Source organism: Hylemonella gracilis, assembly GCF_004328645.1.
GTDB lineage: Bacteria > Pseudomonadota > Gammaproteobacteria > Burkholderiales > Burkholderiaceae_C > Hylemonella > Hylemonella gracilis_B.
Genome location: NZ_CP031395.1, coordinates 2,812,415 through 2,837,442 on the forward strand (window position 1 = coordinate 2,812,415; position 25,028 = coordinate 2,837,442).

General features: G+C 66.2%; 22 protein-coding genes and 1 pseudogene. 14 read left to right on the forward strand and 9 right to left on the reverse strand.

All coding sequences use genetic code 11. The features are described 5' to 3' along the window. Positions 1-160: 160 nt before the first annotated feature. A complete protein-coding gene (locus DW355_RS13190; RefSeq protein ID WP_131280712.1) occupies positions 161-1,195 on the forward strand; it encodes an ABC transporter substrate-binding protein in 1,035 nt (344 codons plus the stop codon). Between the two features lie 2 nt (positions 1,196-1,197). Further along, positions 1,198-1,698 carry a nucleoside deaminase gene (locus DW355_RS13195; RefSeq protein ID WP_131280714.1) on the forward strand — a complete coding sequence of 167 codons (501 nt, stop codon included), beginning with the start codon at positions 1,198-1,200 and terminating at the stop codon, positions 1,696-1,698. Between the two features lie 35 nt (positions 1,699-1,733). Here the strand turns inward: DW355_RS13195 and DW355_RS13200 are convergent, their stop codons facing one another. From DW355_RS13200 to DW355_RS13210, 3 genes are all read right to left on the reverse strand, one after another. After that, positions 1,734-3,338, reverse strand: coding sequence for a methyl-accepting chemotaxis protein (locus DW355_RS13200; protein WP_131280716.1), 1,605 nt, complete (start codon positions 3,336-3,338; stop codon positions 1,734-1,736). A 202-nt stretch (positions 3,339-3,540) separates the two neighbouring features. Next, positions 3,541-5,865, reverse strand: coding sequence for a RelA/SpoT family protein (locus DW355_RS13205; protein WP_131280718.1), 2,325 nt, complete (start codon positions 5,863-5,865; stop codon positions 3,541-3,543). 21 nt (positions 5,866-5,886) lie between these two features. After that, positions 5,887-6,834 (reverse strand): alpha/beta fold hydrolase, encoded by a 948-nt coding sequence (locus DW355_RS13210; protein WP_131280720.1) that lies wholly within the window; start codon positions 6,832-6,834, stop codon positions 5,887-5,889. A gap of 93 nt (positions 6,835-6,927) precedes the next feature. Between DW355_RS13210 and DW355_RS13215 the strand changes: the two genes are divergently transcribed. The 3 genes from DW355_RS13215 (at position 6,928) to DW355_RS13225 (ending at position 9,957) form a co-directional block, all read left to right on the forward strand. Continuing rightward, complete coding sequence (locus DW355_RS13215) at positions 6,928-7,710, forward strand: 3-hydroxybutyrate dehydrogenase (RefSeq protein WP_131280721.1); 783 nt, start codon at positions 6,928-6,930, stop codon at positions 7,708-7,710. Positions 7,711-7,904: 194 nt separating this feature from the next. Further along, positions 7,905-8,639, forward strand: coding sequence for an osmolarity response regulator transcription factor OmpR (gene ompR, locus DW355_RS13220; RefSeq protein ID WP_006298009.1), 735 nt, complete (start codon positions 7,905-7,907; stop codon positions 8,637-8,639). 34 nt (positions 8,640-8,673) lie between these two features. Further along, entirely contained in the window at positions 8,674-9,957 is a 1,284-nt protein-coding gene (locus DW355_RS13225) for an ATP-binding protein (RefSeq protein WP_131280723.1), read from the forward strand. Positions 9,958-9,995: 38 nt separating this feature from the next. Here DW355_RS13225 and ispF read toward each other — a convergent pair whose 3' ends face one another. Together ispF and ispD are read right to left on the reverse strand one after the other, a co-directional pair. Next, the gene (gene ispF / locus DW355_RS13230) at positions 9,996-10,481 is read right to left on the reverse strand and encodes a 2-C-methyl-D-erythritol 2,4-cyclodiphosphate synthase (protein ID WP_131280725.1); all 486 of its coding nucleotides are present in this window, start codon (positions 10,479-10,481) and stop codon (positions 9,996-9,998) included. Continuing rightward, on the reverse strand, positions 10,478-11,203 hold the full coding sequence (gene ispD, locus DW355_RS13235; protein ID WP_131280727.1) for a 2-C-methyl-D-erythritol 4-phosphate cytidylyltransferase: 726 nt from the start codon (positions 11,201-11,203) through the stop codon (positions 10,478-10,480). The genes ispF and ispD overlap by 4 nt, the downstream gene beginning before the upstream one ends. A 148-nt stretch (positions 11,204-11,351) precedes the next feature. Between ispD and mfd the strand changes: the two are divergent. The 3 genes and pseudogenes from mfd (at position 11,352) to serB (ending at position 16,242) form a co-directional block, all read left to right on the forward strand. Continuing rightward, positions 11,352-14,884 (forward strand): annotated as a pseudogene (gene mfd / locus DW355_RS13240) (transcription-repair coupling factor). Continuing rightward, a complete protein-coding gene (locus DW355_RS13245; RefSeq protein ID WP_131280729.1) occupies positions 14,881-15,504 on the forward strand; it encodes a hypothetical protein in 624 nt (207 codons plus the stop codon). Before mfd ends, DW355_RS13245 begins: the two are co-directional and overlap by 4 nt. 3 nt (positions 15,505-15,507) lie before the next feature. Then, positions 15,508-16,242, forward strand: coding sequence for a phosphoserine phosphatase SerB (serB, locus tag DW355_RS13250; RefSeq protein WP_131280731.1), 735 nt, complete (start codon positions 15,508-15,510; stop codon positions 16,240-16,242). Between the two features lie 28 nt (positions 16,243-16,270). Here serB and DW355_RS13255 read toward each other — a convergent pair whose 3' ends face one another. After that, a complete protein-coding gene (locus DW355_RS13255; protein ID WP_165493196.1) occupies positions 16,271-17,062 on the reverse strand; it encodes a DUF481 domain-containing protein in 792 nt (263 codons plus the stop codon). A 281-nt stretch (positions 17,063-17,343) separates the two neighbouring features. Between DW355_RS13255 and DW355_RS13260 the strand changes: the two genes are divergently transcribed. Then, the gene (locus tag DW355_RS13260; RefSeq protein ID WP_131280734.1) at positions 17,344-17,571 is read left to right on the forward strand and encodes a hypothetical protein; all 228 of its coding nucleotides are present in this window, start codon (positions 17,344-17,346) and stop codon (positions 17,569-17,571) included. 91 nt (positions 17,572-17,662) lie between these two features. Continuing rightward, positions 17,663-17,971, forward strand: coding sequence for a hypothetical protein (locus DW355_RS13265; RefSeq protein ID WP_131280736.1), 309 nt, complete (start codon positions 17,663-17,665; stop codon positions 17,969-17,971). A 26-nt stretch (positions 17,972-17,997) separates the two neighbouring features. Here DW355_RS13265 and rlmB read toward each other — a convergent pair whose 3' ends face one another. Together rlmB and DW355_RS13275 are read right to left on the reverse strand one after the other, a co-directional pair. Next, the gene (rlmB, locus tag DW355_RS13270) at positions 17,998-18,693 is read right to left on the reverse strand and encodes a 23S rRNA (guanosine(2251)-2'-O)-methyltransferase RlmB (RefSeq protein WP_242671383.1); all 696 of its coding nucleotides are present in this window, start codon (positions 18,691-18,693) and stop codon (positions 17,998-18,000) included. Further along, positions 18,579-20,234 (reverse strand): PLP-dependent aminotransferase family protein, encoded by a 1,656-nt coding sequence (locus tag DW355_RS13275; RefSeq protein ID WP_242671157.1) that lies wholly within the window; start codon positions 20,232-20,234, stop codon positions 18,579-18,581. Before DW355_RS13275 ends, rlmB begins: the two co-directional genes overlap by 115 nt. Positions 20,235-20,411: 177 nt before the next feature. On the opposite strand from DW355_RS13275, the gene DW355_RS13280 reads away from it, so the two are divergent. Together DW355_RS13280 and DW355_RS13285 are read left to right on the forward strand one after the other, a co-directional pair. Continuing rightward, positions 20,412-21,056 carry a c-type cytochrome gene (locus DW355_RS13280; protein ID WP_431733173.1) on the forward strand — a complete coding sequence of 215 codons (645 nt, stop codon included), beginning with the start codon at positions 20,412-20,414 and terminating at the stop codon, positions 21,054-21,056. 50 nt (positions 21,057-21,106) lie between these two features. Beyond that, positions 21,107-22,438 carry a c-type cytochrome gene (locus DW355_RS13285; protein WP_207388026.1) on the forward strand — a complete coding sequence of 444 codons (1,332 nt, stop codon included), beginning with the start codon at positions 21,107-21,109 and terminating at the stop codon, positions 22,436-22,438. A gap of 65 nt (positions 22,439-22,503) precedes the next feature. On the opposite strand, the gene DW355_RS13290 is transcribed toward DW355_RS13285, so the two are convergent. Then, complete coding sequence (locus DW355_RS13290; RefSeq protein ID WP_131280740.1) at positions 22,504-23,205, reverse strand: ABC transporter ATP-binding protein; 702 nt, start codon at positions 23,203-23,205, stop codon at positions 22,504-22,506. Between DW355_RS13290 and DW355_RS13295 the strand changes: the two genes are divergently transcribed. Both DW355_RS13295 and mnmH read left to right on the forward strand, forming a co-directional pair. Further along, positions 23,204-23,911 carry an arylesterase gene (locus tag DW355_RS13295; protein ID WP_131280741.1) on the forward strand — a complete coding sequence of 236 codons (708 nt, stop codon included), beginning with the start codon at positions 23,204-23,206 and terminating at the stop codon, positions 23,909-23,911. The two genes, DW355_RS13290 and DW355_RS13295, sit on opposite strands and share 2 nt — an antisense overlap. A gap of 13 nt (positions 23,912-23,924) precedes the next feature. Further along, the gene (gene mnmH, locus DW355_RS13300) at positions 23,925-24,977 is read left to right on the forward strand and encodes a tRNA 2-selenouridine(34) synthase MnmH (protein ID WP_131280743.1); all 1,053 of its coding nucleotides are present in this window, start codon (positions 23,925-23,927) and stop codon (positions 24,975-24,977) included. Positions 24,978-25,028 lie beyond the last annotated feature (51 nt).

Sequence of the window (25,028 nt, forward strand, 5' to 3'; positions counted from 1 at the left end):
GCCAGAACTGCCAACCCGACGGTATACAACATTGGCACATGCTTTGCTTGAAAGCAGCCAAGAGTAGAAGCGTTCAGCGCAGGTCAGCCCGGCGCCCGGAAATTGCTCTGGAAACCCAGCCCGCCAGGCCGGGCACTTAACGCCTTCCAGGAGCAACACCATGCTGCGTCGCCATTTCCTCGGCACTTCTGCTGTCCTTGCCGCATCCACCCTCGCCGCCCCGGCGGTCTGGGCCCAGTCGGCGCCCAAGCTCACCCCCCTGAAATTCACGCTGGACTTTCGCGTCACCGGCCAAACTGCCCCGTTCTTTCTTGCACAGACCCAGGGTTATTACCGCGACGAAGGGCTGGATGTGTCCATCGACGTGGGCGCCGGTTCGGTCACGTCCATCACCCGCGTTGCCAGCGGCGTCTACCAGCTGGGCCTGGGCGACATTAGCTCGCTGATCGAGTTCCAGTCCCAGAACCCCGGCACGCCCGTGGTGCAGGCGGTCTACCAGTATTACAACCGCGCACCATTCGTGATCATCGGCCGCAAGGACCGGGGCATCACACCCGATTTCCAGAGCCTCAAGGGCAAGCGCATTGCTGCGGCCGCCGTCGAATCCACCCGCCGCGCCTGGCCCATGGTGGCCAACAAACTCAAGCTGGGCGCAGAGCATTTTCAGTGGGTCACCACCGACTTCAGCGCGCGCGACAACGTGATGGTGCGTGGCGACGTGGACGGCGCCACCTACTTCCACGACTCCGCCGTGTCGCTGTTCGCACGCATGAAACCCGAAGAGCTGTCGGTGCTCAAGTACACCGAGGCCGGCGTCGACCTCTATGGCAATGCGGTGCTCGCCAGTCGCAAATTGATCACCGAACAGCCGGCCCTGGTCGCGGGTTTCCTGCGCGCGAGCAACCGCGCGCTGAAGGAGACCCTGGCCAACCCGGCCGCGGCGATCGCCGCCATCAAGCAGCGCGAGCCCATCCTCGACGCGCAGGTGGAGCTTGATCGCTGGCGCCTGACCGCCCAGTACGTGGCTGCAGCGGACGTGACAACGCACGGTCTGGGCGACGTGCGCAAAGCGCTGTTGGAAGAGCAGATCGCACAGGCGGCCCAGGTCTTCGGCCTGCAAAACCGCCCCGCCGCCGACAGCGTGTTCGAACGCGGCCTGTTGCCCACCAGCGCCGAGCGCGCCTACAAGGCCTGAGCATGAGCTTGCCCACAGAAGCCTCCCTGGACAAGCGCGACGGCGCCTACCTACGCCAGGCCATCACTTGGTCCGCCACCGGCCGCGCGCGCGGCAACCGGCCCTTTGGCGCCGTCGTCGTCTCGGACCAGGGCGAAATCCTGGCCGAAGCCTGGTGCAACACCAGCGAAACCGGTGACTGCACCGGCCATGCCGAGACCAACGCAGTGCGGATGGTCTCGCCGCGCGTGGATCGCGAGACGCTGGCTCGCGCCACGCTCTACTCCTCGGCCGAGCCCTGCGTGATGTGCGCGGGCGCCATTTTCTGGTCCAACATCGGGCGCGTGGTCTATGGCATCGACGCGATGCGGCTGCGGGCGTTCCGCGGCGAGCGCGCCGAGCAGCGTGACGCCGAGCTGTCCTGCCGCGACATCTTCACGGCTTCTCCGCACTTGATCGCATGCATCGGGCCGGCGCTGATCGACGAGGCCAGCGCCCCGCACCGGGGCTACTGGAAAAACTGAGCCAAGGCGCAGCCCCCGGCTCCGACCGGGAGAACTCAGCGCAAGGAGAGCAACGCCGCTTGTGCGCCGCTGGCGCGCGAACCGGTCTGCCCGCCAATCTTGAACACCGCCACGGTCTGCACCAGCTCCTGCGATTGCGAGCGCAGGCTGGACGCCGCGGCGGCCATCTCTTCCACCAGCGCCGCGTTCTGCTGCGTGGCCTGGTCCATGTTGGTCACGGCCTCGCCCACTTGCGCCACACCGGCGCTCTGCTCCACGCTGGCCGCGCTGATCTCGCCCATGATGTCCGTCACGCGCTTGATGCTGGCCACCACCTCACCCATCGTGGCGCCGGCTTGGTCCACCAGGGCCGTGCCCAGCCCCACACGTTCCACGCTGTCATTGATCAGGGTCTTGATCTCCTTGGCCGCATCGGCGCTGCGCCCGGCCAGGCTGCGAACTTCGGCTGCCACCACCGCAAAGCCTCGCCCCTGTTCACCCGCGCGCGCCGCTTCCACCGCCGCGTTCAAGGCCAGGATGTTGGTCTGGAAGGCAATGCCATCGATCACGCTGATGATGTCGGCAATCTTGCGACTCGAATCGTTGATGCCCTTCATCGTGTCGACCACCTGGGCCACCACCTCACCACCCTTGACCGCCACGGTGGACGCGCTCTGGGCCAGTTGGTTGGCCTGGCGTGCGTTGTCCGCGTTCTGCTTGACGGTGGAGCCCAACTCCTCCATCGAAGCCGCTGTTTCTTCCAGTGAACTGGCCTGACTTTCCGTGCGCGCGCTCAGGTCCTGGTTGCCCTGGGCGATCTCGGCACTGGCCGTGGCCACGCTCTCCGAGCCCTGGCGAACCTGAGACACCACGCGCGCCAGGCTGTCCTGCATTTCCTTGAGGCTGTTGAGCAATTGCCCCACTTCGTCGGTACGGCTGTTGTCAATCCGCACACTCAGATCCCCTTGTGCCACGGCACGCGCCACCTCGCCCGCCTGCGCCAGCGGCTTGGTGATGCTGCCCGACAGCAGCCACGCGAACAGCATGCTGAACACGACGCTCACGCCCGCCAAGGCCACTAGCAGCATGCGGCTGGTCTCGTAAGTGGCCTCGATCTCCTTGGCCATGGTGTCGATGTCCTCACGCTGATTGTTCATCAGCGCCTCCATCTTCCCGATGTAGAGCTTGGCGGCTGGTGTGAACTGCTCGTCCAGCATGCGATTGGCCTCGTCCAGCTTGCCGGTTTTCTTCAACTCAGCGATGGCGTCCCGGGTACCGAGATACACCTTGCGCTGCTCACCGATCTCCGCGAAGACTTTCTTGTCGCGCTCCTTGGTCAGCAAGGTCTCGATGGTCTTCTGATATTCACTGGAAGTCTTGGTGGACAGGGCGGCCTCTTCGGCAAAGTACGCCACCAGGGAAGAATCACTGCTCTTGGCGATGGCCGCAGTGCGGCGTACGCCCGCGGACAGATTGCGGTACCAATCACTGATGAGGCGCTCGGTCCTGACAGGCACATCCACCATCTCGCGGGTCGAGTCCGCCACGGCGCTCAGTCGAGCGATGCTCACGATGATGGTGATGAGGGACAAGAGCAGCACCAGGGCGAAACCGAGGCCCAGGCGCTTGGCCACCGAGAGGTTGGAAATGAAAGCCGGCATATGCGTAACCCCGACGACGATGGCAGGGGAGAAATCAAGGGGAAATCATCATAGACCCAAACCCTTAAGGGTATTTGAGAATCATTCCAACCAGGCCCACTTGTCCCGATTCAGGCGAAGAGAAATCCTGCCCCTGAAAAATCCTCGAGGGATTTTTCCAACTGCACCAGTTGTATCGGCACCGACGGCAACGCCAGTGGGACTATTTCCGCTTCGCCTTCCACACCCCTGGCAGCGCCGCCACCGTGGCCAGCACCTTGCCCAGGCGGCTGGTGCTGGCCACTTCCACGGTCAGCGTCATGCGCGCCACACCTTGCACGGTCTGGGTCTGAGCGCCGATGACGTTGATCTTCTCCTTGACGAAGACTTCGCTCACGTCGCGCAGCAAGCCCTGACGATCGGCGGCTTCGATGTGAACATCCACCGGGTAGACCGCCCCCCCCTTGCCTTCGCCACCAGCCTTGGGCACACCCCACTCAACGTCGATCACCCGCTCGCCATGCGTGTTGATCAGCGCCTGCAAGCTGGCACAGTCGGCCCGGTGCACGCTGACGCCTTTGCCGCGCGTGACGAAACCACGGATCGCATCGGGTGGCGCGGGCTTGCAGCACTTGGCAAGCTGAGTGAGCAGGGAATCCACCCCGACCACCAGCACACCGCCCTTCCCCGAACCTTCGCTGCGCGGGCGACGCAACATGGACTGCACGGCGTCATCGGCCTCGACCACCGGCGCGGGATCCGCCGGGCGCAGGACGGCCTCGATGCTGCGCAAGGACAACTCGTCCTTGCCCACCACCTCGAACAAGGCCTGCGCGTTCGTGAAACCCAATTGCGCCGCCAGATCGTCGAGCTTGATGGCCGTCTTGCCCTCGCGCTGCAGGGTCTTTTCCACCGCCTCGCGACCGCGCGCGATGGTCTCCTGCGCGGCCTGGGCGTTGAACCACGCCCGAACCTTGGCGCGCGCGCGGGGACTGACCATGTAGCCCAACTCGGGGTTGAGCCAATCGCGCGAAGGCCCTCCCTCCTTCACGGCGGTGATTTCCACCGTCTGGCCATTCTTCAACGGGGTGTTGAGCGGCACCATGGCGCCATCGACGCGCGCGCCGCGGCAATGATGGCCCAGGTCTGTGTGAAGGCTGTAGGCGAAATCCACCGGTGTCGCGCCCTGGGGCAAGTCCACGATGGTGGCTTGCGGGGTGAGCACATAGATGCGATCGTCCAGCACCCCGCCCACCTCGCCCCGGGTCGGGCGCTGCGCGCGGTCGTCCTGCCCGCCGGACAGGTCCTGCTCCCAGGCCAACAGTTGGCGCAGCACGGCGATCTTGGCATCGTAGGCACTGTCCGCGGTCACGCCACCGCCGTAGCCCTTCGCCCCTGCCTCCTTGTAAGCCCAATGCGCGGCCACGCCCAGCTCCGCATGCTCATGCATGGCTTGGGTGCGGATCTGGATCTCGATGGCTCGGCCTTCCGCATCACGCACTACCGTGTGCAGAGACTGGTAGCCATTGGGTTTGGGCCGGGCGATGTAATCGTCGAACTCTTCGACCACGGGCGTGAAGTGGCTATGCACCCAGCTCAGGGCCGCGTAACAGGCGGGCACGTCTGGCACGACCACGCGCAGGGCGCGCACGTCATAGATGCGGTCGAAGTCCAGGGACTTGCCGCGCATCTTGCGGATGATGCTGTAGATGTGCTTGGGGCGCCCCTGCACCTGCGCGCTGACGCCCTGCACGCGCAATTCACGCTCAAACTCCGCGCGCAAGTGTTCCACGTAAGCCTCGCGCTCGACGCGTTTTTCATCGAGCAGGCGGGCGATGTGCTTGTAGGTCTCGGGCTCCAGGAAGCGGAAGGCCAGGTCTTCCATCTCCCACTTGATCTCCCAGATGCCCAGGCGGTTGGCCAGGGGTGCGAAGACATGCAGGGATTCGGCCGCCAGACCGGGCGGCAAGGCACGCTTGCTGGCCGCGAACCAGCGCAGGGTCTGCAGGCGTGACGCCAGGCGCAGCAGCACCACGCGCAGATCGCGCGAAAAGGCCAACAGCATCTTGCGCACGTTCTCGATCTGGGCCATGCCCAGATCAATACCTGCTGCCTCGGCGCCGGTGCGCTGATGCAACTCGCGTTGCGCCTTGGCGCGCGCCTGCCGCTGAACCAGCACGAGTTGCGTGGTCTCCACGGCCAAAGCGGCATGGCTCTCCCCAAAGGCCTTGGCGATCGCTTCGCGCGGCTTGCTGAGGTAGGCACTGGCATAGACGAGGTAGCTGGCGGCCTGCATGGCTTCCGAACCGCCGATATTGCGCAGGATGACGGCCACCGCATCGGCATGCGCCAAGGTGTTCTCGCCCGTCTCCAGCGTTTCACCGGTCAGCAGCGGCTCCGCAAATGCCCGCGCGCGCGCAATGGCCGCCCCCTGCGAGGGCGCGGGAGCAGCCCCCGGGGAACCCGGAAATTGGTCGATGGCGGTGGTGATGAGCGCGGCAGCGGACTCAGCACGCTCCGCCGCCAGTTCAGCGGCCTGACTTTTCATATCGCATGCCTGCCCGCTTCTTCATGACCCGAGCAGAAAGCTGCGCACGGCTCGCACTTGGTCGTCGGCAATCAGCGTCGGCGCATGGCCCACGCCCTCGAACTCCACCAGCCGTGCCCGAGGGCCACGCTGGGCCATGGCCTGCGCGGTCTCGACAGACAGTAGATCGGAATCCTTGCCCCGCAGCAGCAGCGTGTCCGCTTGAATTGCCTCGTACATCTGCCAGAGCAAGGCCTCGCCCGCAGCGGCGGTCTCGGGCGTCATCAGTCGGTAGGGCGCGGCGATGGCCGGGTCGCAATGCAGCACGTATCCCGCACCTTTGCCAGCCTCTGCCGGCACGGGCTTGAGCATGGGACGGGACAGCTCCAGCCATTGCTCGCGCGTGTGCGGGCCGAAACCGACGGAAATCAGGCGCAGGGCCTCGGCGGCCTGCTCCACAGTGTCGAAGCGCATGGGTGCGCCAAGGTAGGTGCCGATGCGCTGGAGCGCCGCCCAGGCGATGACCGGGCCGACATCGTTGAGCACCAGCTTGCGGATCGGAATCGGCGCGGGCAGCGTGGTGGGTTGCAAGGCCGCCTGCCCGAGCAATGCCAAGCCGATCAGGCCGCCCATGCTGGTGCCCAGCCAGTCCAGGGTGACCGGCTTCAAGGCGCCGAGCAGAACGGCCATGTCCGCCGCGTACAAGGGAATCTGATAGCCCATGGGATCGGCCAGCCAGTCGCTGCGGCCCCGGCCAACGATGTCAGGACAGACAATGCGCAGATCACCCGACTCGCCACCTGCCGCCTGAAGCAAGGCACGCGCCAACACGTCGAAATCTCGTCCCTGGCGCGACAGGCCGTGCACGCAGACCAGCACATGGGGCGCGTCGCGGCGGCCCCATTGCCAGTAAGCCATGCGGTGGGTCCCCTCTGGGTTGCCGGCGCTGGCGCCGGGGCAAGAGACGTGATTCAGCTTGGGTTCGGTCATGATGCGCTCTGTGCAGACATGCGCGGATCAGGGGAGCGCGCGTGGCATCATCCTAATTCATCGATTTACTCCCTTTGCGGAATGGAGACAAAAATGCTGAAAGGCAAAACCGCCCTCGTCACAGGTTCCACCAGTGGTATCGGACTGGGCATTGCCAAGGCGCTGGCGCAGCAGGGCGCGAACATCGTGCTCAACGGTTTCGGCGACGCGGAAGGGCCGCAGCGCGAGATCGCGGCCTTGGGCGTGCAGGTGGCCTACCATGGCGCGGACATGAGCCAGCCTGCCGAGATCGAGGCCATGGTGGCTTTCGCGGCCCAGCGCTTCGGCCAGGTAGACATCCTGGTCAACAACGCCGGCATCCAGCACGTCGCGCGTGTCGAGAACTTTCCGCCTGAGCGCTGGGATGCCATCATCGCCATCAATCTGAGCTCGGCCTTCCACGCCACGCGCCTCGCCCTGCCCGCCATGCTGGCCGCCAACGGGGGCAAGGGCTGGGGCCGCATCATCAACGTGGCTTCGGTGCACGGACTCGTGGCCTCGGCCGAGAAATCTGCCTACGTCGCCGCCAAGCACGGCGTGGTGGGTCTGACCAAGGTCACGGCGCTGGAGAACGCGACCACAGGCGTGACCTGCAACGCCATCTGTCCAGGCTGGGTGCTCACGCCCCTGGTGCAAAAACAGGTGGATGCCAAGGCCCAGGCCTTGAAACTCAGCAATGCCGAGGCCACCAAGCTCCTGCTCGGAGAAAAAGAGCCTTCCCTCCAATTCACCACGCCGGAGGAACTGGGCGCGCTGGCGCTGTTCCTCTGCTCGCCCGCGGCCGACAATGTGCGCGGCGTCGCCTGGAACATGGACGGCGGCTGGGCAGCGCAATAAGCGACGAACCTACGGCGGCATCCCCCGGCCGCCACGGCGCGCCATACCGGGGTCCCCATCGGTTTGTAACATTCTGAAAACAGATCGTCGCGCGCTGGCTGTAGGCAAGTGGTCGGCGGCACAATCCCGCCCACTACCGTGCGGTATTTCCTGTTTCGGTCATTTCAACGAATTACAACTTTTCTGTCCGTGCCATGACGACCCCATCCAACAGCCGTACCGACAAGATCCTGGTCGTTGACGACGACGCCCGCATCCGTGACCTGCTGCGCCGCTACCTGACCCAGGAGGGGTTCGAGGTCTTCCTGGCCGAAGATGGCAAGGCGCTCACGCGCATTCTCTTGCGCGAATCCGTGGACTTGATCGTGCTCGACCTGATGATGCCCGGGGAGGATGGTCTCTCGATCTGCCGCCGCCTGCGCGCGGCAAACGACCGCACCCCCATCATCATGCTGACCGCCAAGGTGGAGGATGTGGACCGCATCGTGGGCCTGGAAGTCGGTGCGGACGACTACCTGGGCAAGCCCTTCAACCCGCGCGAGCTGCTGGCGCGCATCAACGCCGTGCTGCGCCGTCGCCCCGCACCCGAGGCGCCGGGTGCACCCTCGAGCGAGCAGGAGGTCGTGGCCTTTGGCCCTTATGTGTTTGATCTCAGCGCGCGCACCCTGCGCAAGGATGGCGAAGAGCTGCCCCTGACGACCGGCGAGTTCGCCATGCTCAAGGCCCTGGTGCGGCATCCGCGCCAGCCCATGTCACGCGAGAAGCTCGCGCAGCAGGCGCGAGGCCGGGAGTTTGAACCTTTCGACCGCAGCCTGGACGTGCAGGTCTCGCGCCTGCGCAAGTTGATCGAGCTTGACCCGGCGTCCCCGCGCTACATCCAGACCGTCTGGGGCGTGGGTTACGTCTTCGTGCCGGACGGCGCGCATTGAAGCGCCTGCGCCGTCATTCCCTCGCGCCGCGCACATGGCATTGACCCCTGATACAGGCGAAGGCCCGGATTCCGACGAAGCGCTGCGCAGGGCCATCGACATCGGTGGTCCGATCGTCTCGGCCGACCCGACCACGGCCCGCTGGCTGGCTTGGCTCAAGGAAGACAGCGGGGGCAAGAGCGCCGACAAGACCGAACCCGCACCCGACCCCACGCAGGCGAAAGCCGCCGCGATATTCGACGAGAAGTCAGCACATGCGCAACCGCCCTCGCACGGGCCTGGTGGTGCCGACCTGGACGACGCCGCGGTCGTCGACGCCCCCTTCTTTCCGGTCAGCGGCTTCAGTCTCTTCTGGCGCACCTTTGGACTGATCAGCTTGCTGCTGGGTGCCAGCACACTGACTTGGTTGCAAACCCTCCGTCTGCTGGAAGGCGAGCCCCGCCAGAGCGTCTGGCTGCTGTGGCTGGTGGTGGGCGTGCTGCTGTCGCTGGCCGGTGCGGCCTTTGTCGCCCACCTGATCAACCAACCCTTCAAGCAACTGTCCTTCGCCACCAGCCGCATCCGCGAAGGCGACTTCGAGGCCAGCCGCCTGAACGAGCGGGTGCCAACGGCCGAGATCCGCCAGGTCAACATCGGCTTCAACCGCATGGCCCAACGCCTGGCCAAGCTGGACCAGGACCGCGCCGTGATGCTTGCCGGCATCAGCCATGACCTGCGCACACCGCTGTCACGGCTGCGGCTTGAAACCGAAATGAGCGTGGCCGACGCCGATGCGCGCGCGCACATGGTGGCTGACCTGGAACAGCTCGATGCCATCATCGACAAGTTCATGGACTACGCGCGACCGGACCACGTGCGGCTGGAGCGCGTTAACCTGAACGAGGTGATCCGCAGTTGCCTCTACGCCTTTGAACACCGCGAGGACATGCGCTTCAACATCGACCTGCCCTCGGACATCTGGGTCATGGCGGACGCGGTCGAGCTGGGCCGCGTGATCTCCAACCTCGTGGAAAACGCCCGCCGCTATGGCAAGACGCCGGAGACCGGCATCACCACGCTGGACATCGGCGTGAGGGCACGCGAGCCTTGGGTGCAGTTGCGCCTGCGCGACCACGGCGCTGGCGTGGCGCCAGAGCACCTGCCGAACCTGACCAAGCCCTTCTACCGCGGCGACACCGCGCGCACCGCCGCCACCGGGGCCGGCCTGGGCCTGGCGATCGTGGAAAAGACTTTGCGCCGCATGGGTGGGCGCTTTGGCGTGGGCAACAGCAGCCTGGGTGGCTTCAGCACCCGCATCGAACTGCGGCAGGCGAAATAGGCACACGCGGGGCCAACGCGCCGCGCGCCAGGACGCAATCAGCGCAGCAGCAAGACCACCGCCCGGGCCTCGATGCTGAGCCCCTCGCCCACGGGGCCGAGTTTCTCCGCGGTCTTGGCCTTCACATTGACCTGTGACTCGTCAAGACCCAGCAGCCTGGCGATGCGCGCGCGCATGGCGGCGATGTGCGGCGCCATCTTGGGCGCCTGGGCAACGATGGTGCTGTCCACGTTGGCGACGCGCCAGCCCTGCGCGCGCACGCGCGCGGCGGCCTCGGCCAGCAGCACGCCCGAATCGGCGCCCTTGAACTGCACATCCGTGTCGGGAAAGTGACGACCGATGTCCCCCAGGCCGGCCGCGCCGAACAGCGCGTCGGTGATGGCGTGCAGCAACGCATCCGCGTCCGAATGGCCGAGCAGGCCCTTGGGGTGCGGGACCTGGATGCCGCCCAGGATGAGGGGGCGCCCCTCGACCAGCTGGTGCACGTCCCAGCCCTCACCGATTCTCATGTCTGAAATACTCATGCGCTTTTCTTTCTCGCTTGCAGCACGGCCTCGGCCAATGCGAAGTCCTCGGGATAGGTCACTTTGAAATTTTGCGCGCTGCCCGGCACCAGGCGCGGCGCCAGGCCCAGAGCTTCGAAGGCACTGGCCTCGTCGGTCACGGCGACGCCAGAGCGCTGGGCCTGCGCCAGGGCCTCGGCCAGCGGCCCGAGACGGAACATCTGCGGCGTCTGCGCCAGCCATTTGTCGGCGCGGTCGAGCGTCGCCTGGACCCGGGCAGGCTCACGGTTCGCCTCCGCCTGCTTGAGGGTGTCGGGCAAGGGCAAGGCCAGCAGGCCACCCACCGGGTCGTTGGCGCAAGCGGACATCAGCGCCTCGATCTGTGCCGGGGTGATCAGGCAGCGCGCGGCGTCGTGCACCAGCACCCAATCGGCATCATGCGCGCCCCTCACACGCAACTCCGCCAGGCCCCGCGCCACGGTGTCGGCGCGCGTCGCGCCGCCCTGGGGCACCACCGACCAGGCCGGTGTCGAGCGCAGGAAGGTATCCCCGGGCGCCACCACCACCAGCACCCAGCGCAGCGCGGGATGCACGGTCGCGACCTCGGCAAACGCCGCCAGCGTATGCAGCACCAGGGCTTGACCGGCGACCGGCTGGTATTGCTTGGGAAGCGAACCACCCGCACGCGAACCGATGCCGGCGCAGGGAATCAGGACATGGAATTGGGGTGCAATGTGCGTCATGGGGTGGGGCGCGATTCTCCCATGCCCCTCACGCCCCGCCCGCAGGCCCGGTCGAAATGGAGAGCCCGGAGGCCCCACCACCAAGGAACATAAAATAGCGTCACACCCCTGCAAAACGCGCAGGGGGTTTTCGCGTTTTTTGCATCCGATGGAACTCCCCAAGCTTCAAACCGGCAAGCGCCACACCCTGCCCCGCCCCCCCGGCTCCGCCGACGCGCTATTGCTCGCCCGTCTGGCCCAGCGCGAGAAAGAAGCGGGGCGTCTGCTGGCCATCGTCTGCGCCGACGCGACCGACACGCAACGCCTGATCGACGAAATCACTTTCTTCGCACCCACGCTGCGCTGCGCGGTGTTTCCCGATTGGGAGACCCTGCCCTACGACAGCTTTTCGCCGCACCAGGACCTGATCAGCGAGCGCCTGGCCACGCTCTGGCGGCTCTACAACACCGGCCAGAGCAGCACCGGCTCGGTCAGACCGGCAGACGCCATCGACCTGGTGCTGATGCCGGCCACGACCGCGCTCTACCGTCTGGCACCTCCCAGCTTTCTGGCGGCCACCACCTTCGAGTTCAAGGTCAAGCAGAAGCTGGACGAAGCCGCCCTGCGCAGCCAGCTCACCCTGGCCGGCTACAACCACGTCACCCAGGTGGTCAGCCCTGGCGAATACGCGGTACGCGGCGGCCTGATCGATCTCTTCCCCATGGGCTCGGCCGTGCCCTACCGCGTGGACCTGTTCGACAACGAGGTGGACAGCATCCGCACCTTCGACCCGGACAGTCAGCGCAGCCTCTACCCCGTGCCGGAGGTACGCCTGCTACCGGGGCGCGAGTTCCCGATGGACGAGGGCTCACGCGCGCTGTTCCGTCGCCGCTGGCGTGAACTGCTGGAAGGCGACCCGACCAAGAGCCGGCTCTACAAAGACATGGGCAACGGCGTGGCGACGGCGGGCATCGAGTACTACCTGCCTTTGTTCTTCGAGCAGACCGCCACGGTCTTCGACTACCTGAGCGGGGGCCGCCAGCAGAGCGCGACGCTGGTGCTGCACGGCGACATCGAGCCCGCGCTGCGGCGCTTCTGGAGCGACACCCAGGACCGTTACCGCCTCGCCCAAGGCGAACCCGAGCGCCCGCCCATGCCGCCCGAGCACCTGTTCCTGAACGCGGAACAGTTCTTCACCCTGGCCAACGCGCATGCGCAACTGGCCCTGAAAGCAGCGGGTAGCGGCCAGGAAGCGCCAGACTTCGCCGAGTTCGACCGCCTGCCCGAAGTCACCGCGGCGCGCGGCACCGACGACCCCTTGCTCAAGCTGAAGGACCACCTGCGCAACACCCAGCACCGCGTGCTGTTGCTGGCCGAAAGCGACGGCCGGCGCGAAAGCCTGCTCGATTTCCTGCGCGCCAGCAGCGTGATCCCACCTGCTTTCGACACCCTGGAAGAGTTCCGCGCCAGCGAGGAACGCCTGGGCATCGCGACCGCCGCGCTGCAGCAGGGCTTTGCCTGGACGCAGGAAGCGCTGGACTTCGTCACCGAGACCGAGCTGTTCGCGACCAGCTCGGGCGCGCGCCGCCGCAAGAAACAGGAACAGGTCAGCGACGTCGAATCCCTGATCAAAGACCTGTCCGAGCTCAACGTGGGCGACCCGGTGGTGCATGCCAGCCACGGCATCGGCCGTTACCGGGGTCTCGTCAACATGGACGTGGGGCGAAGAACCCCGACGGCACGCCCGCGCTGCAGGAATTCCTGCACCTGGAGTACGCCGATCAGGCCGTGCTCTATGTGCCTGTCAGCCAGCTGCAACTGATCAGCCGCTACACCGGCGTCAGCGCCGACGAAGCGCCGCTGCACAAGCTGGGCAGTGGTCAGTGGGAAAAGGCCAAGCGCAAAGCCGCGCAGCAGATCCGCGATGCGGCCGCCGAGCTGCTGAACATCTACGCGCGGCGCGCCGCGCGCGAAGGCCATGCTTTCCGCTTCTCGCCACGCGACTACGAACAGTTCGCCAACGACTTCGGCTTCGAAGAGACCGCTGACCAGAAGGCCGCGATCCACGCGGTGATCCAGGACATGGTGTCACCCCGTCCCATGGACCGCCTGGTCTGCGGCGACGTGGGCTTCGGCAAGACCGAGGTCGCCTTGCGCGCCGCCTTCGTGGCCGTCACGGGCGGACGGCAGGTGGCCTTCCTCGCCCCCACCACGCTGCTGGCCGAGCAGCACTACCAGACCCTGGTGGATCGTTTCTCCAAGTGGCCGGTCAAGGTGGCCGAGATGAGCCGCTTTCGTTCGACCAAGGAGATCAACGCCGCGCTCAAGGGCGTGTCCGACGGCAGCGTGGACATCGTCGTCGGCACGCACAAGCTGCTGAGCGCCGACACGAAATTCAAGGACCTGGGCCTGCTCATCATCGACGAGGAGCACCGCTTCGGCGTGCGCCACAAGGAAGCGGTCAAGGCCCTGCGCGCCGAGGTGGACGTGCTCACGCTGACCGCCACGCCCATCCCGCGCACCCTGGGCATGGCGCTGGAGGGCTTGCGCGATCTCAGTGTGATCGCCACCGCGCCGCAGCGGCGCCTGGCCATCAAGACCTTTGTGCGCAACGAGGACAAAGGCGTGATCCGCGAAGCCGTGCTGCGCGAATTGAAGCGCGGCGGTCAAGTCTATTTCCTGCACAACGAGGTTGAGACCATCGAAAACCGCCGTAGCAGGCTGGAAGAGTTGCTGCCTGAGGCCCGGATCGCCGTGGCCCATGGCCAGATGCCCGAACGCCAATTGGAAGCCGTCATGCGCGATTTCGTGGCCCAGCGCAGCAACCTGCTGCTGTGCTCGACCATCATCGAAACCGGCATCGATGTGCCCAGCGCCAACACCATCGTGATCAGCCGCGCCGACAAATTTGGCCTGGCCCAACTGCACCAACTGCGCGGCCGCGTGGGCCGCAGCCACCACCAGGCGTATGCCTACCTGATGGTGCCCGACAAGGAGAGCCTGACCAAACAGGCCGCGCAGCGGCTGGACGCCATTCAGGCCATGGAAGAACTGGGCAGCGGTTTCTACCTCGCCATGCACGACCTTGAAATCCGCGGCGCGGGCGAGGTGCTGGGCGAGAACCAGAGCGGCAACATGCTGGAGGTGGGCTTCCAGCTCTACAACGAAATGCTGGGCGAGGCCGTGCGCAGCCTCAAGGAAGGCAAGGAGCCGGACCTGCTGGCCCCCATGAGCGCCGCCACCGACATCAATCTGCACGCGCCCGCCCTGCTGCCCGACGACTACTGCGGCGACGTGCACATGCGCCTGTCCTTCTACAAAAAACTCGCCACGGCCAAGAAGACCGAGCAGATCGATGCACTGCTGGAAGAGCTGGTGGACCGATTCGGCAAGCTGCCGGCCCAAGCGCAGACACTGATCGACGTGCACCGCCTGCGCGTCATCAGCCAGCCCTACGGCGTGGTGAAGGTGGACGCGACGCCCCAGCTCATCAACATCACCTTCCGTCCGGACGCGCCCGTGGACGCCATGAAGGTGATCGAACTGGTACGCAAGAACAAGCACATCAAGCTGGTGGGCAACGAGAAGCTGCGCATCGAGCGCGAACTGCCGGACGCGAAGACACGCGCGCACCTGGTGCGTGACATCCTGCGCTCGCTGGGCCAGCCGCTCGGCGCTGCGGCCACCACCTCCACGCCATGAGCGCGCCGTACGAATTCGTGCTGGCCCTGGCCGTGGTGCTGCCCGCGCTGTGGCTGCGGCCCTGGCGCATGCTGGCGCCGAGCGGGCTGCAGACCCCCTTGTTCGCGACCCTGGCCCTGCTGCCCTTGCTCTGGGCTCTGCCGCATTGGCATGCCATGCCCCTGCAGCTGCCGTGGTCCGGCGCCTGTCTGGTCCTGCTCTGCCTGGGCTGGCCGCTGGCCGTGCCGGTGCTCACGCTGGTGGCCGGCATCACCTGGGCCTTGACCACCATCACCGGCGCGCAAGCCTTGAGCCTGCTGCTCTGGCAGGGCCTCGCGCCCGCCACCCTGGCGCTGGGCTTGGGCGCGCTGCTGCGTCGAACCCTGCCACCTCATCCCTTCATCTACATCCTGGGCCGCGGCTTTCTCGGCACGGCCCTGTGTGTCTTCGCTGCCCGCCTGCTCGCCCAGGCCGCCGGCCACACCCTGCCCCATATCGGCGGGGAACTGTCCTGGGTCGCGCTTTGGCTCATGGCCTGGGCGGACGCCGTCGTCACGGGCCTGCTCACCGCGATCTTCGTGGCGTACCGCCCGCAGTGGCTGGCCACCTGGTCCGATACCCTGTACCTTCCCAAAAGCTGATCCATGACCGCCGCCATCGAACACGCCCCCGGCCTGCTGCTGCAAGGTTTCACCCCGTCCCTGGCTCTGAACGACTTCAAGCTCATTGCCTTCGACATGGACTCCACGCTGATCAACATCGAATGCGTGGACGAGATCGCCGACGCCGTAGGCCGCAAAGCCGAAGTCGCCGCCATCACCGAAGCCGCCATGCGTGGCGAGATCACCGACTTCAAGGACAGCCTGCGCCGTCGCGTGGCCTTGCTCCAGGGCGTGACCGTGGCGGACCTCGAAGCCGTCAAGCGAGACCGCCTGCGCCTCAATCCGGGCGCGGCGGAATTGGTCCACGCCTGCAGACGGGCTGGCCTGAAGGTGCTGCTGGTCTCAGGCGGTTTCACCTATTTCGCCGATCACGTGCAGGCGCTGCTCGGAATCGACTACGTGCGCGCCAATGTGTTGGACATCCAGGACGGCGTACTCACAGGCTACCTGGTGGAGCAACCTTGGGGTGATATCTGCGATGGCGCCGAGAAGCGACGCACGCTGCTGCAGACCTGCACGCAGCTCGGCATTTCGCCGCGACAGGCCATCGCCATGGGCGATGGCGCCAATGACCTGCCGATGATGGCGGCCTGCGCCGAGGCGGGAGGGCTGTCCGTGGCCTACCATGCCAAGCCCAAGGTGCGCGAGCAAGCCATGGTGGCCATCCATGCGGGGGGACTGGACCGCTTGCTGGAAGTGGTGCGCCCGCCGGAATGAGGCGCCCCAGGTCAGAGGTCCACCGGCCCTAACCGCCGAATTTCATGTTGATCCCCGTGAAGACCAAGGTGTCGAAACGCTGCACGGGGGCCTGCGCCAGACCGTCGTAACGACGCTGCAATTTCACGCTCAGGCTCAGAGAGCCGTTGAGCGCGACCTGCACACCCATGTCGAACTGTCCGCGCGTACCCTGCACCTCACCCAGACTGCGATTGAGGGTGAGTTTTTGCTGAAACTGCACGGATTTCGTGAGCTTGTGGCTGGACTCCTCCCCCAGCATCAACTCGTGCACGTAAAGTTCGTCGTGCAGCTTGCCATTGATTTCCACCCCCGGGCTCATGTACCGGTCTTCCCGGTAGGACACACCGCTGAGCACGTCCCAGCTGTGTTTGTCGCCGCGCAGAAATTGGTAACCGAAACCCGTGCTGTAGACCTGCCGCAGATCGAGCAGGGCAATCCGGTCGCGGCTCAGCTCCAATCCACCAAAAGCGAACACGTGCTCGGACAGGTTGTGGTCATAACGCACCCCGGCCAGCTCTCGAAACGCGGTGGTGGTCTCGCTCCGGCGGCCGGTCTCCTCGTCCTCCACTTCGGAACTGCTTTTGACGAACTCGGCGTTGATGGACAGCCTGTTGGCCTCGGTGCGACGTTGGGCATCAAGCACGAAGTTCACATTCCGCGTGCGAGCATTGCCCGAGGTCGAAGAGGACGCCGCGCCGACATTGACGGCCCACAAGGAGTCGCCCGGCAAGGCAGTCGCATGGGCAAACTCGTCATCGGCTTGCGCCTCGGGGCTCACCTCTGCGGCAGCGAGTTGCATGGCACAGAGCAGAACCCCCGCCATGCCGACGACGCATGGTTGCTTCATTGCAGTTATTTTGACGGGCTTCATGGCGACGAGCAACCACGAAACCTTCTTATCCGCATTCAATCGTCGGGTTGCCACGCGCAGGGAACATTCCTGACGGGCCGCGAACTGAGCCGCCACCCACCGGCACAACGGTTTTGCCGAGGGCCCAGCACCGGACCGTCAATTCCCCTCGGGTTGACAAGCCCCTCGATGTGACTAAGATTTGGGCACTACTCAGTCAGGAGTCCATCATGGCCGTCAGCAGCGTCAACGCCAATTCCATCAACACGGCGGCTTACGTCGCCCCCCAGCAGGACAACGCCGCACGTCAAACCGAGGAAGTCGAGAGCGCGCAAACCCAGGCGGCGGAAACGAACCGGCAACCGCCACAGCAAAGCGCGCCGGAGCCGCAAGAGAGCCGTCCCGCGGTCAATACCCAGGGGCAAACCACCGGTCGACTGGTCAACGAAACGGCCTGACGCGGCGGCCTCCGCCCGGTGCCCGCCATCTCATTCCTCATGATCGCGCCCTGAGCAAACGCGGCGCATCGTCCGACAGCATCCCATGGTCATGGCCTTGCAATCCCTCAACAGTGGCACCGCCAGCTTGAGCGGGCAGTTGAGTCTCTACAAGGCCCGATTGCAGCAGGCCCAGCGTGAAGCGAGCCAAGCCGAAAACCGGGTTGCTCAGCTGGAACAGCAGACCCAGACCGCGCGAGATCAGGCGGCTCGCGCCAACGATCGAGTGCGGGATGCGGCAGACAACCCCCCTCGTGCCGCATCCTCCGCGGACAATAGCTCGTCCAGCGAGGCGCCCCCCTCCCCCACGATCAATACGCTGGGACAAGTGAACGGACGCATGCTCGACGCCACAGCCTGAGGCGTGGGTCAGGCGTCGTTTCAGCTTCAGCCGCCGCGCTGACGCAGGGCCTCGTACAGGCACACCCCGCTGGCCACGGACACATTCAGGCTCTCCACCCCACCTTTCATCGGAATGCTGACCAGCGCATCGCAAGTCTTGCGCGTGAGCTGACGCATGCCTTCGCCTTCGGCGCCCAGTACCAGCGCCGTCGGCCCCTTGAGATCGGACTGATACAAGGTCTGCGGCGCATCGTCGCTGGTACCGATGCACCAGATATCGCGCTCCTTCAGCTCGCCGAGGGTGCGTGCGAGGTTGGTCACCATGAAATAAGGCATGGTCTCGGCCGCCCCGCTGGCGACCTTGGCCACCGTGGCGTTCAAACCCACAGCGTGGTCTTTCGGTGCGATCACGGCATGCGCACCCGCGCCATCGGCCACGCGCAAGCAGGCGCCGAGATTGTGCGGGTCGGTCACGCCATCGAGCACCAACAGCAAAGGCGGCCCCACCAGGCTGTCCAACAGGTCATCCAGGCTACGCGCCAGCTCGATGGGCTGGACCCGTGCCGCCACGCCCTGATGCCCATGGCTGTTGGCCAGCTTGGACAGGCGCAGGCCGTCCGCTTCGATCAAACGCACGCCGGCCTCCTGGGCCCGCACGATGAACTGCCGCATGCGCGCGTCTCGGCGCGAGGCATCGTAATAAATTTCAAGAATGGACGCGGGTGCGGTCTTGAGGCGCACGCCCACGGCGTGGAAGCCATACAGGATTTTGGGAGACGACATGGCGCGATTATCGACTCAGGCCTGAGCTTCCCCCGAAGAAGCTCATGCGCCAGTTCGCCCAGCAGGCGCAAGGCCGCGTCCACGCGTGGATCATCCGGATGCCCCACGTTGAGCCGCAGGTGGTGCGTGAAGCGCCGGTCGGCCGAAAACAGCAGGCCGGGGGCGGTGCTGATGTGGTGCACCTTGGCGCGGCGGTGCAGTTCGAGTGTGTCCACGAGGGACGGCAGCTCCAGCCAGAGAAAGTAGCCGCCCTGAGGGCGTGTGACGCGCGTTCCGCTCGGAAAGTGGCGTTCGATCAGGCTCAGCGCGTGTTGCCGCTGGCTGGCCAGTGCCTCGCGCAAGCGGCGCAAGTGCCGGTCGTAGCTGCCCTGAGCGAGGTAGTCGGCCAGCGCCAGTTGGGGCGGCAGGGCCGTGGCCAGCGTGGTGGACATCTTGAGCCGCTCGACCACCGGCGCGTAGCGACCCGCCGCGGCCCAACCCACGCGGTAACCTGGCGCCAGGCATTTGGAGAAGGAAGAACAGTGCAGCACGCCGCCCTCGCGGTCGTAGGCCTTGGCCGGTGGCGGACGGCGCGCGCCGGCATGCAGCTCGCCATACACATCGTCCTCGATCAGGGGGACGCGGTGGTGAGCCAGCAATTCCACCAAGGCCTGCTTGCGCGCGGGCGGCATCAGCGCGCCCAACGGGTTCTGGAAATTGGGCATGAACCAACAAGCCGCGACTTGCCGGCTGCGGGGCTGGCGTGCCAGCAAGGCCGCCAGCGCGTCCAGGTCCACGCCCTCGCGTGGATCGGTCGCCACCTCGACCGCCTTCAGGTTCAGGCGTTCCAGCGCCTGCAAGGCGGCATAGAAGGCGGGCGACTCGATCACCACCACATCGCCGGGCCGGGTCACGGCCTGCAGACAGAGGTTGAGCGCCTCCATCGCACCGTTGGTGACGATGAGTTCCTCCTCGGCCAGCGACGTGCCTTGCAGCGCGTAGCGGCGCCGCAGCAGCTGCCGCAGGCCCTCGTCGCCTGCGGTGAGCGCGCCCGTGATGCGCGCGGCGGGCAGGCGGCGCATGGCCCGCGCGCCGCTGCGCGCAAGGGCCTCGAAAGGAAACAGATGGGCGGCGGGAAAGGCCGACCCCAACGGTGTCACATCGGCGTCGCGCGTGGAACCCAGCAATTCGTACACCAGTTCGCTGATCGCCACCGGCGTGGCTTCGTCGCGGGGCTGCGCCGCCTGGGGGGAGGAACGCGGCGCCCGGCGCGCGATCCGCACGAAAAATCCAGAGCGGGGCCGCGCCTCGACCAGTCCCTGCGACTCCAGCTGGGCATAGGCCTGGAACACGGTGGCCGGGCTCAGGCCACGCTGCGCGCAGGTTCGGCGCACCGAAGGCAGGCGTTCGCCGGGACGCAGCAGGCCGGCATGGATACCCTCGGCGATGTCGTCAGCCAACTGCTGGTACAGGTGCTGATCACGGTGGGAATCAGGAGGCGTGGAATCGCTGCGGGCCATGGTTTTTCCTGGAGCAGGCATCTTATCTGCTCCGGTCTTTTTTGAATAAATCTGAAACTTGTGCATCAGATCAAGAAAGGGGAGCATCACGCCATGCCAGAACAAAGAAGTCCACGCACCCGTCCCTGGCCCAGGCTTGCGCTATGGGTCGCGCTCCTGCTAAGCACAGCTTGCAGCGTGGCAGCGCAACAGCGCCACGACTTCCAGGACAACATGGCCCAGCGCATGCAGGCCTGTACCGCCTGCCATGGCGAACAGGGCCGAGCCGCACCCGACGGTTATTACCCGCGACTGGCGGGCAAACCGGTGGGCTACCTCTACAACCAGTTGCGCAATTTCCGTGAAGGTCGGCGCAACTACCAGTTGATGACCCAACTGCTGGCGCCACTGAACGACGGCTACCTGCTGGAAATCGCCGAGCATTTCGCCGCGCTCGAACTGCCCTACCCCGCGCCCGCACGCGTCATCGCCTCGGCGCAAACGCTGCAACGGGGTGAACAACTCGCCCTGCGAGGCGACGCCACGCGCCAGCTGCCGGCCTGCGCCACCTGCCATGGCGCGGCGCTCACGGGTGTGCTGCCCGCCACGCCCGGCCTGCTCGGCCTGCCGCGCGACTACCTCAACGCCCAGCTGGGGGCCTGGCGCAACGGTCAGCGCAAGGCGCAAGCGCCCGATTGCATGGCCGACATCGCCCTGGCGCTCGCGCCCGATGACGTGGCCGCCGTCAGTGCCTGGCTCGCCACGCGACCCGTGCCGGTGCCTGCGCGGGCCGCCACGGCGTCCCCTGCACGCTCGCCACTGGCCTGTGGCAGCGTGCATTGACATGCCAACAGGGCAACGCAAGACATGAATCGTCATCGATGGAAAATCACATGGCATTGAAATTTGTGCGGCGGATTGCACTACTGTTGCTTGCGACCGCCTTGGCGCTGATCACTTGGCTGGCCTGGCCCGCCCGACTCATCACCGTGGAAGCATCAGCCAAGCCGCTCGACATGGACGACAAGGCCACCATCGAACGCGGCCGTTACCTGGCTGTGCTGGGCAATTGCCAGGCCTGCCACACCACGCGCGGCAGCCCGGCTTTCGCGGGTGGCCCGGGCATCGTCACCCCCTTCGGCACGATCCATGGAGGCAACCTCACACCCGGCGCGAACGGACTGGGTGCTTGGAGCGCCGATGATTTCTGGCGCGCACTGCACCACGGCCAGTCGCGCGACGGCCGCTGGCTCAGCCCAGCTTTCCCTTACAACAACACGACCTGGATCACACGGCCCGACAGCGACACGCTGTACGCCTACCTGCGCAGCCTGCCGCCGGCAGAAACACAGGCGCCACCGCCCGCCATGCGCTGGCCCTACAACACACAGTTCGCGCTCAAGGCATGGCGTGCCTTGTACTTCACGCCAGCGCCGCAAGACACAGCCCAGGCGCGGGGCGCGCCAAACAGGTCGGCCGAGGTACTGCGCGGTGCTTATCTGGTTCAAGGCTTCGGCCATTGCGCCGCCTGCCATGCCCCGCGCAACACGCTGGGCGGGGGTGATCTGCTGAGCCTGGCCGGTGGTTTGATCCCCATGCAGAACTGGTACGCGCCCTCGCTGCTGGACCCATCCGAAGGCGGACTGCAGGAGTGGGACGTGGAAAAAATCGTGGCGCTGTTTCGCGACGGCCATGTGCGCGGCGCCAGCATGAGTGGCCCCATGGGCGAGGTCGTTCAGCAAAGCACGCAGCACTGGCAGGCGGATGATCTGAGGTCACTGGCAGCGTACCTGCGCCAATTACCCGTGCAGCCCGCACGATCCACGGCAACCCAGGTCGTACAGCCTCGCGCCGCCGCGCCCGCCAGCGACCCGCGCCTGGCCAGCCAGCGGCGTTATCAAGCACTCTGCGCGCAATGCCATGGCCAGCAGGGTGAGGGCAAGTACACGGCCGATGGCGCGATGGCCTATCCCCCACTGGCCGGTAACCGCGCCGTGCTGCTGGACTCGCCAGCCAATCTGGTGCAGATGGTGCGCCTGGGCGGCTTCGGCCCCGCCACCGCAGCCCATCCGCGCCCTTTCGGCATGCCACCCTTCCTGCTGGAGCTCAATGACGGCGAAGTGGCCGATCTGTTGAGCTACATCCGCAGTCAGTGGGGCAACCGGGCAAAACCGGTTCACGTGCTGGAAGTGCAGCGCCTCGGCACGAGGCCCGCCTCCCCCTGAATACAAAACGGCGCGGGCCCCAGACCCGCGCCGTCCCTTACCTCGGCTCAGCGATTCAAGCCGGCTCAGAGAGATTCACTGGCACGCCCGGCGTCGATGGTGATGCGTCGCTCGCAGCGTGCCGCGATGCCCTTGTCGTGCGTGACCAGCACCAGGGTCGTGCCTTGCTCGCGGTTGAGTTCGAACATCAGCTCCATCACCTTCTCGCCGGTGGCGTAGTCCAGGCTACCGGTGGGCTCGTCGGCCAACAGCACGGCCGGCTGCACGACGAAAGCGCGCGCCAACGCGACGCGCTGCTGCTCGCCGCCCGACAGGAGCTTGGGGTAGTGGTTCAGGCGCGCGCCCAGACCCACGCGCGCCAGCATCTCGGCGGCCGTCTTGCGCGCATCCTTGCGGCCCGCGAGCTCCAGCGGAAGCATCACGTTTTCCAGCGCGCTCAGGTGCGCCAGCAACTGGAAGCTCTGGAACACGAAACCCAGCTTGCGCGCGCGCAGCGCGGCCCGCTCGTCCTCGTTCAAGGCAAAAAGATCTTCCCCCGCCAGACGCACCGTGCCACTGCTGGGTGTGTCCAGGCCCGCGATGATGGACAACAGTGTGCTCTTGCCCGACCCGGAAGCACCCACAAGTGCGAGGGTCTGGCGCGGCGCCACGCTGAAGTGGATATCACGCAGAATATCGAGCTGGCCGGTCGAATCGCTGACGGACTTGACGATGTGGTCCACGGCGATGACGGGATTGGAATCAACAGGATGTGCGGATTCAGACATGTGGGATTTTTCTGCTTGGCATTTTTGGAAGACCGGTCAGCTGACGGCGCGCCGCTACTGTATCGCGGCCCTGCTGCTGGGCGGTTTCATGGGGGCATTTCACCCGCAACTGCATGCGCAAGCCAAAACACAGGAACCATCGGCCGCGCAAGGTACGACGGTGCTGGTCGTCGGTGACTCGCTGAGCGCGGAATACGGCCTGGCACGGGGCAGCGGCTGGGTGGCCCTGCTCGAGAAGAAACTCGCCACCGAGAAGCCAAGCCTGCGCGTGGTCAACGCCAGCATCAGTGGCGACACAACCTTCGGCGGACGCTCACGCCTGCCCGCGCTGCTCAAGCAGCACCAACCCCGCGTGGTGGTGATCGAGCTGGGTGGCAATGACGCATTGCGAGGGCTTGCGCTGGATGCCACTCGCGCCAATCTTGCATGGATGGCACAGCAGGCCCGACAGGCCGGCGCGCACGTGCTGCTGGTCGGCATGCAGATGCCGCCCAACTACGGCGCTGACTACGCCCGCCGGTTCGCCGCGCTTTATACCGAGGTGTCACGAGCCGAGAAGACCGGCCTCGTGCCCTTCTTCCTGCGGGGCGTGGCCGACGCCCCGGACCCGACCCGGCTGTTCCAGGCCGACCGCATCCACCCAACCGCCGAGGCCCACCCCATCATGCTGGGCAATGTCTGGCCCGAGCTGAAAAAGCTGCTCTGAATCCGCGCGCACCATGCAACAGACCTTGTCCGCGGAAGACGCACTGCGGCGCCTCGACGGGTTCGACGCCTTGCTGGACGCCCGCAGCGAAGCCGAATACGGCGAAGACCATCTGCCCGGCGCGCTGAGCTGGCCCACGCTGAACGACGCCGAGCGGCATGAGGTGGGCCTGCTGCACCGGAGCAATCCCTTCGAGGCCCGCAAGCGTGGCGCCATGATCGCGGCGCGCAACATTGCCGCTCACATCGAACGCGAGGTGCTGGACAAGCCCAAGGACTGGAAGCCGCTGGTCTATTGCTGGCGTGGCGGCAAGCGCAGCGGCTCGCTGGCGCTGATCCTGAGCGAGATCGGCTTTTACGTCACCCGCATCGACGGGGGCTACAAGGCCTTTCGCAACGCCTTGCTGGCCGACCTCCCACGGCTGGCAAACAGCCTGGACTGGCGCGTGATCTGCGGCGCGACGGGTTCGGGCAAGACGCGGCTGCTGCACGCCCTGCACGAGGCCGGCGCCCAGACACTGGATCTGGAAGCGCTGGCGCGCCACCGCAGTTCGGTGCTCGGCGCCCTGCCCGGTCAGTCCCAACCCACCCAGAAGGCCTTCGACACGCAGATCTGGAACGCGCTGCGCCGTTTCGACCCGTCGCGGCCCGTTTATGTCGAGAGCGAAAGCAAGAAGGTCGGCAACGTGGCCGTGCCGGACGCGCTCATGGTCGCCATGCGCGCCGCGCACTGCCTGCACCTGCAGCTGCCCGAGGACGAGCGCGTGGCCCTGCTGCTGGAAGATTACCCGCATTACGCCCAGGACGCTGCGGACTTCTGCGCCCGGCTGGACGCGCTGACCGAGCTGCGGGGCAAAAAAACCGTGGCGCACTGGCACCACCTGGTTCAGACCGGCCAGCTGCAGGAGGTGGTGCGCGACCTGCTGCGCACGCACTACGACCCCGGCTACGAGCAGTCCAGCCTGCGCCACTTCGCGCGTTTCGCGGACGCGCCGGAACTGCATCCGCGTGACAGATCCCTGGCCGCCATGCAGGCGCTGGCGCGGCAGATGCTCGCGACGGGCTGAATTCCGCGCCGCGCAGACAAGCACAGCCCTCGCGCTGCGTCGCCCCTGTTC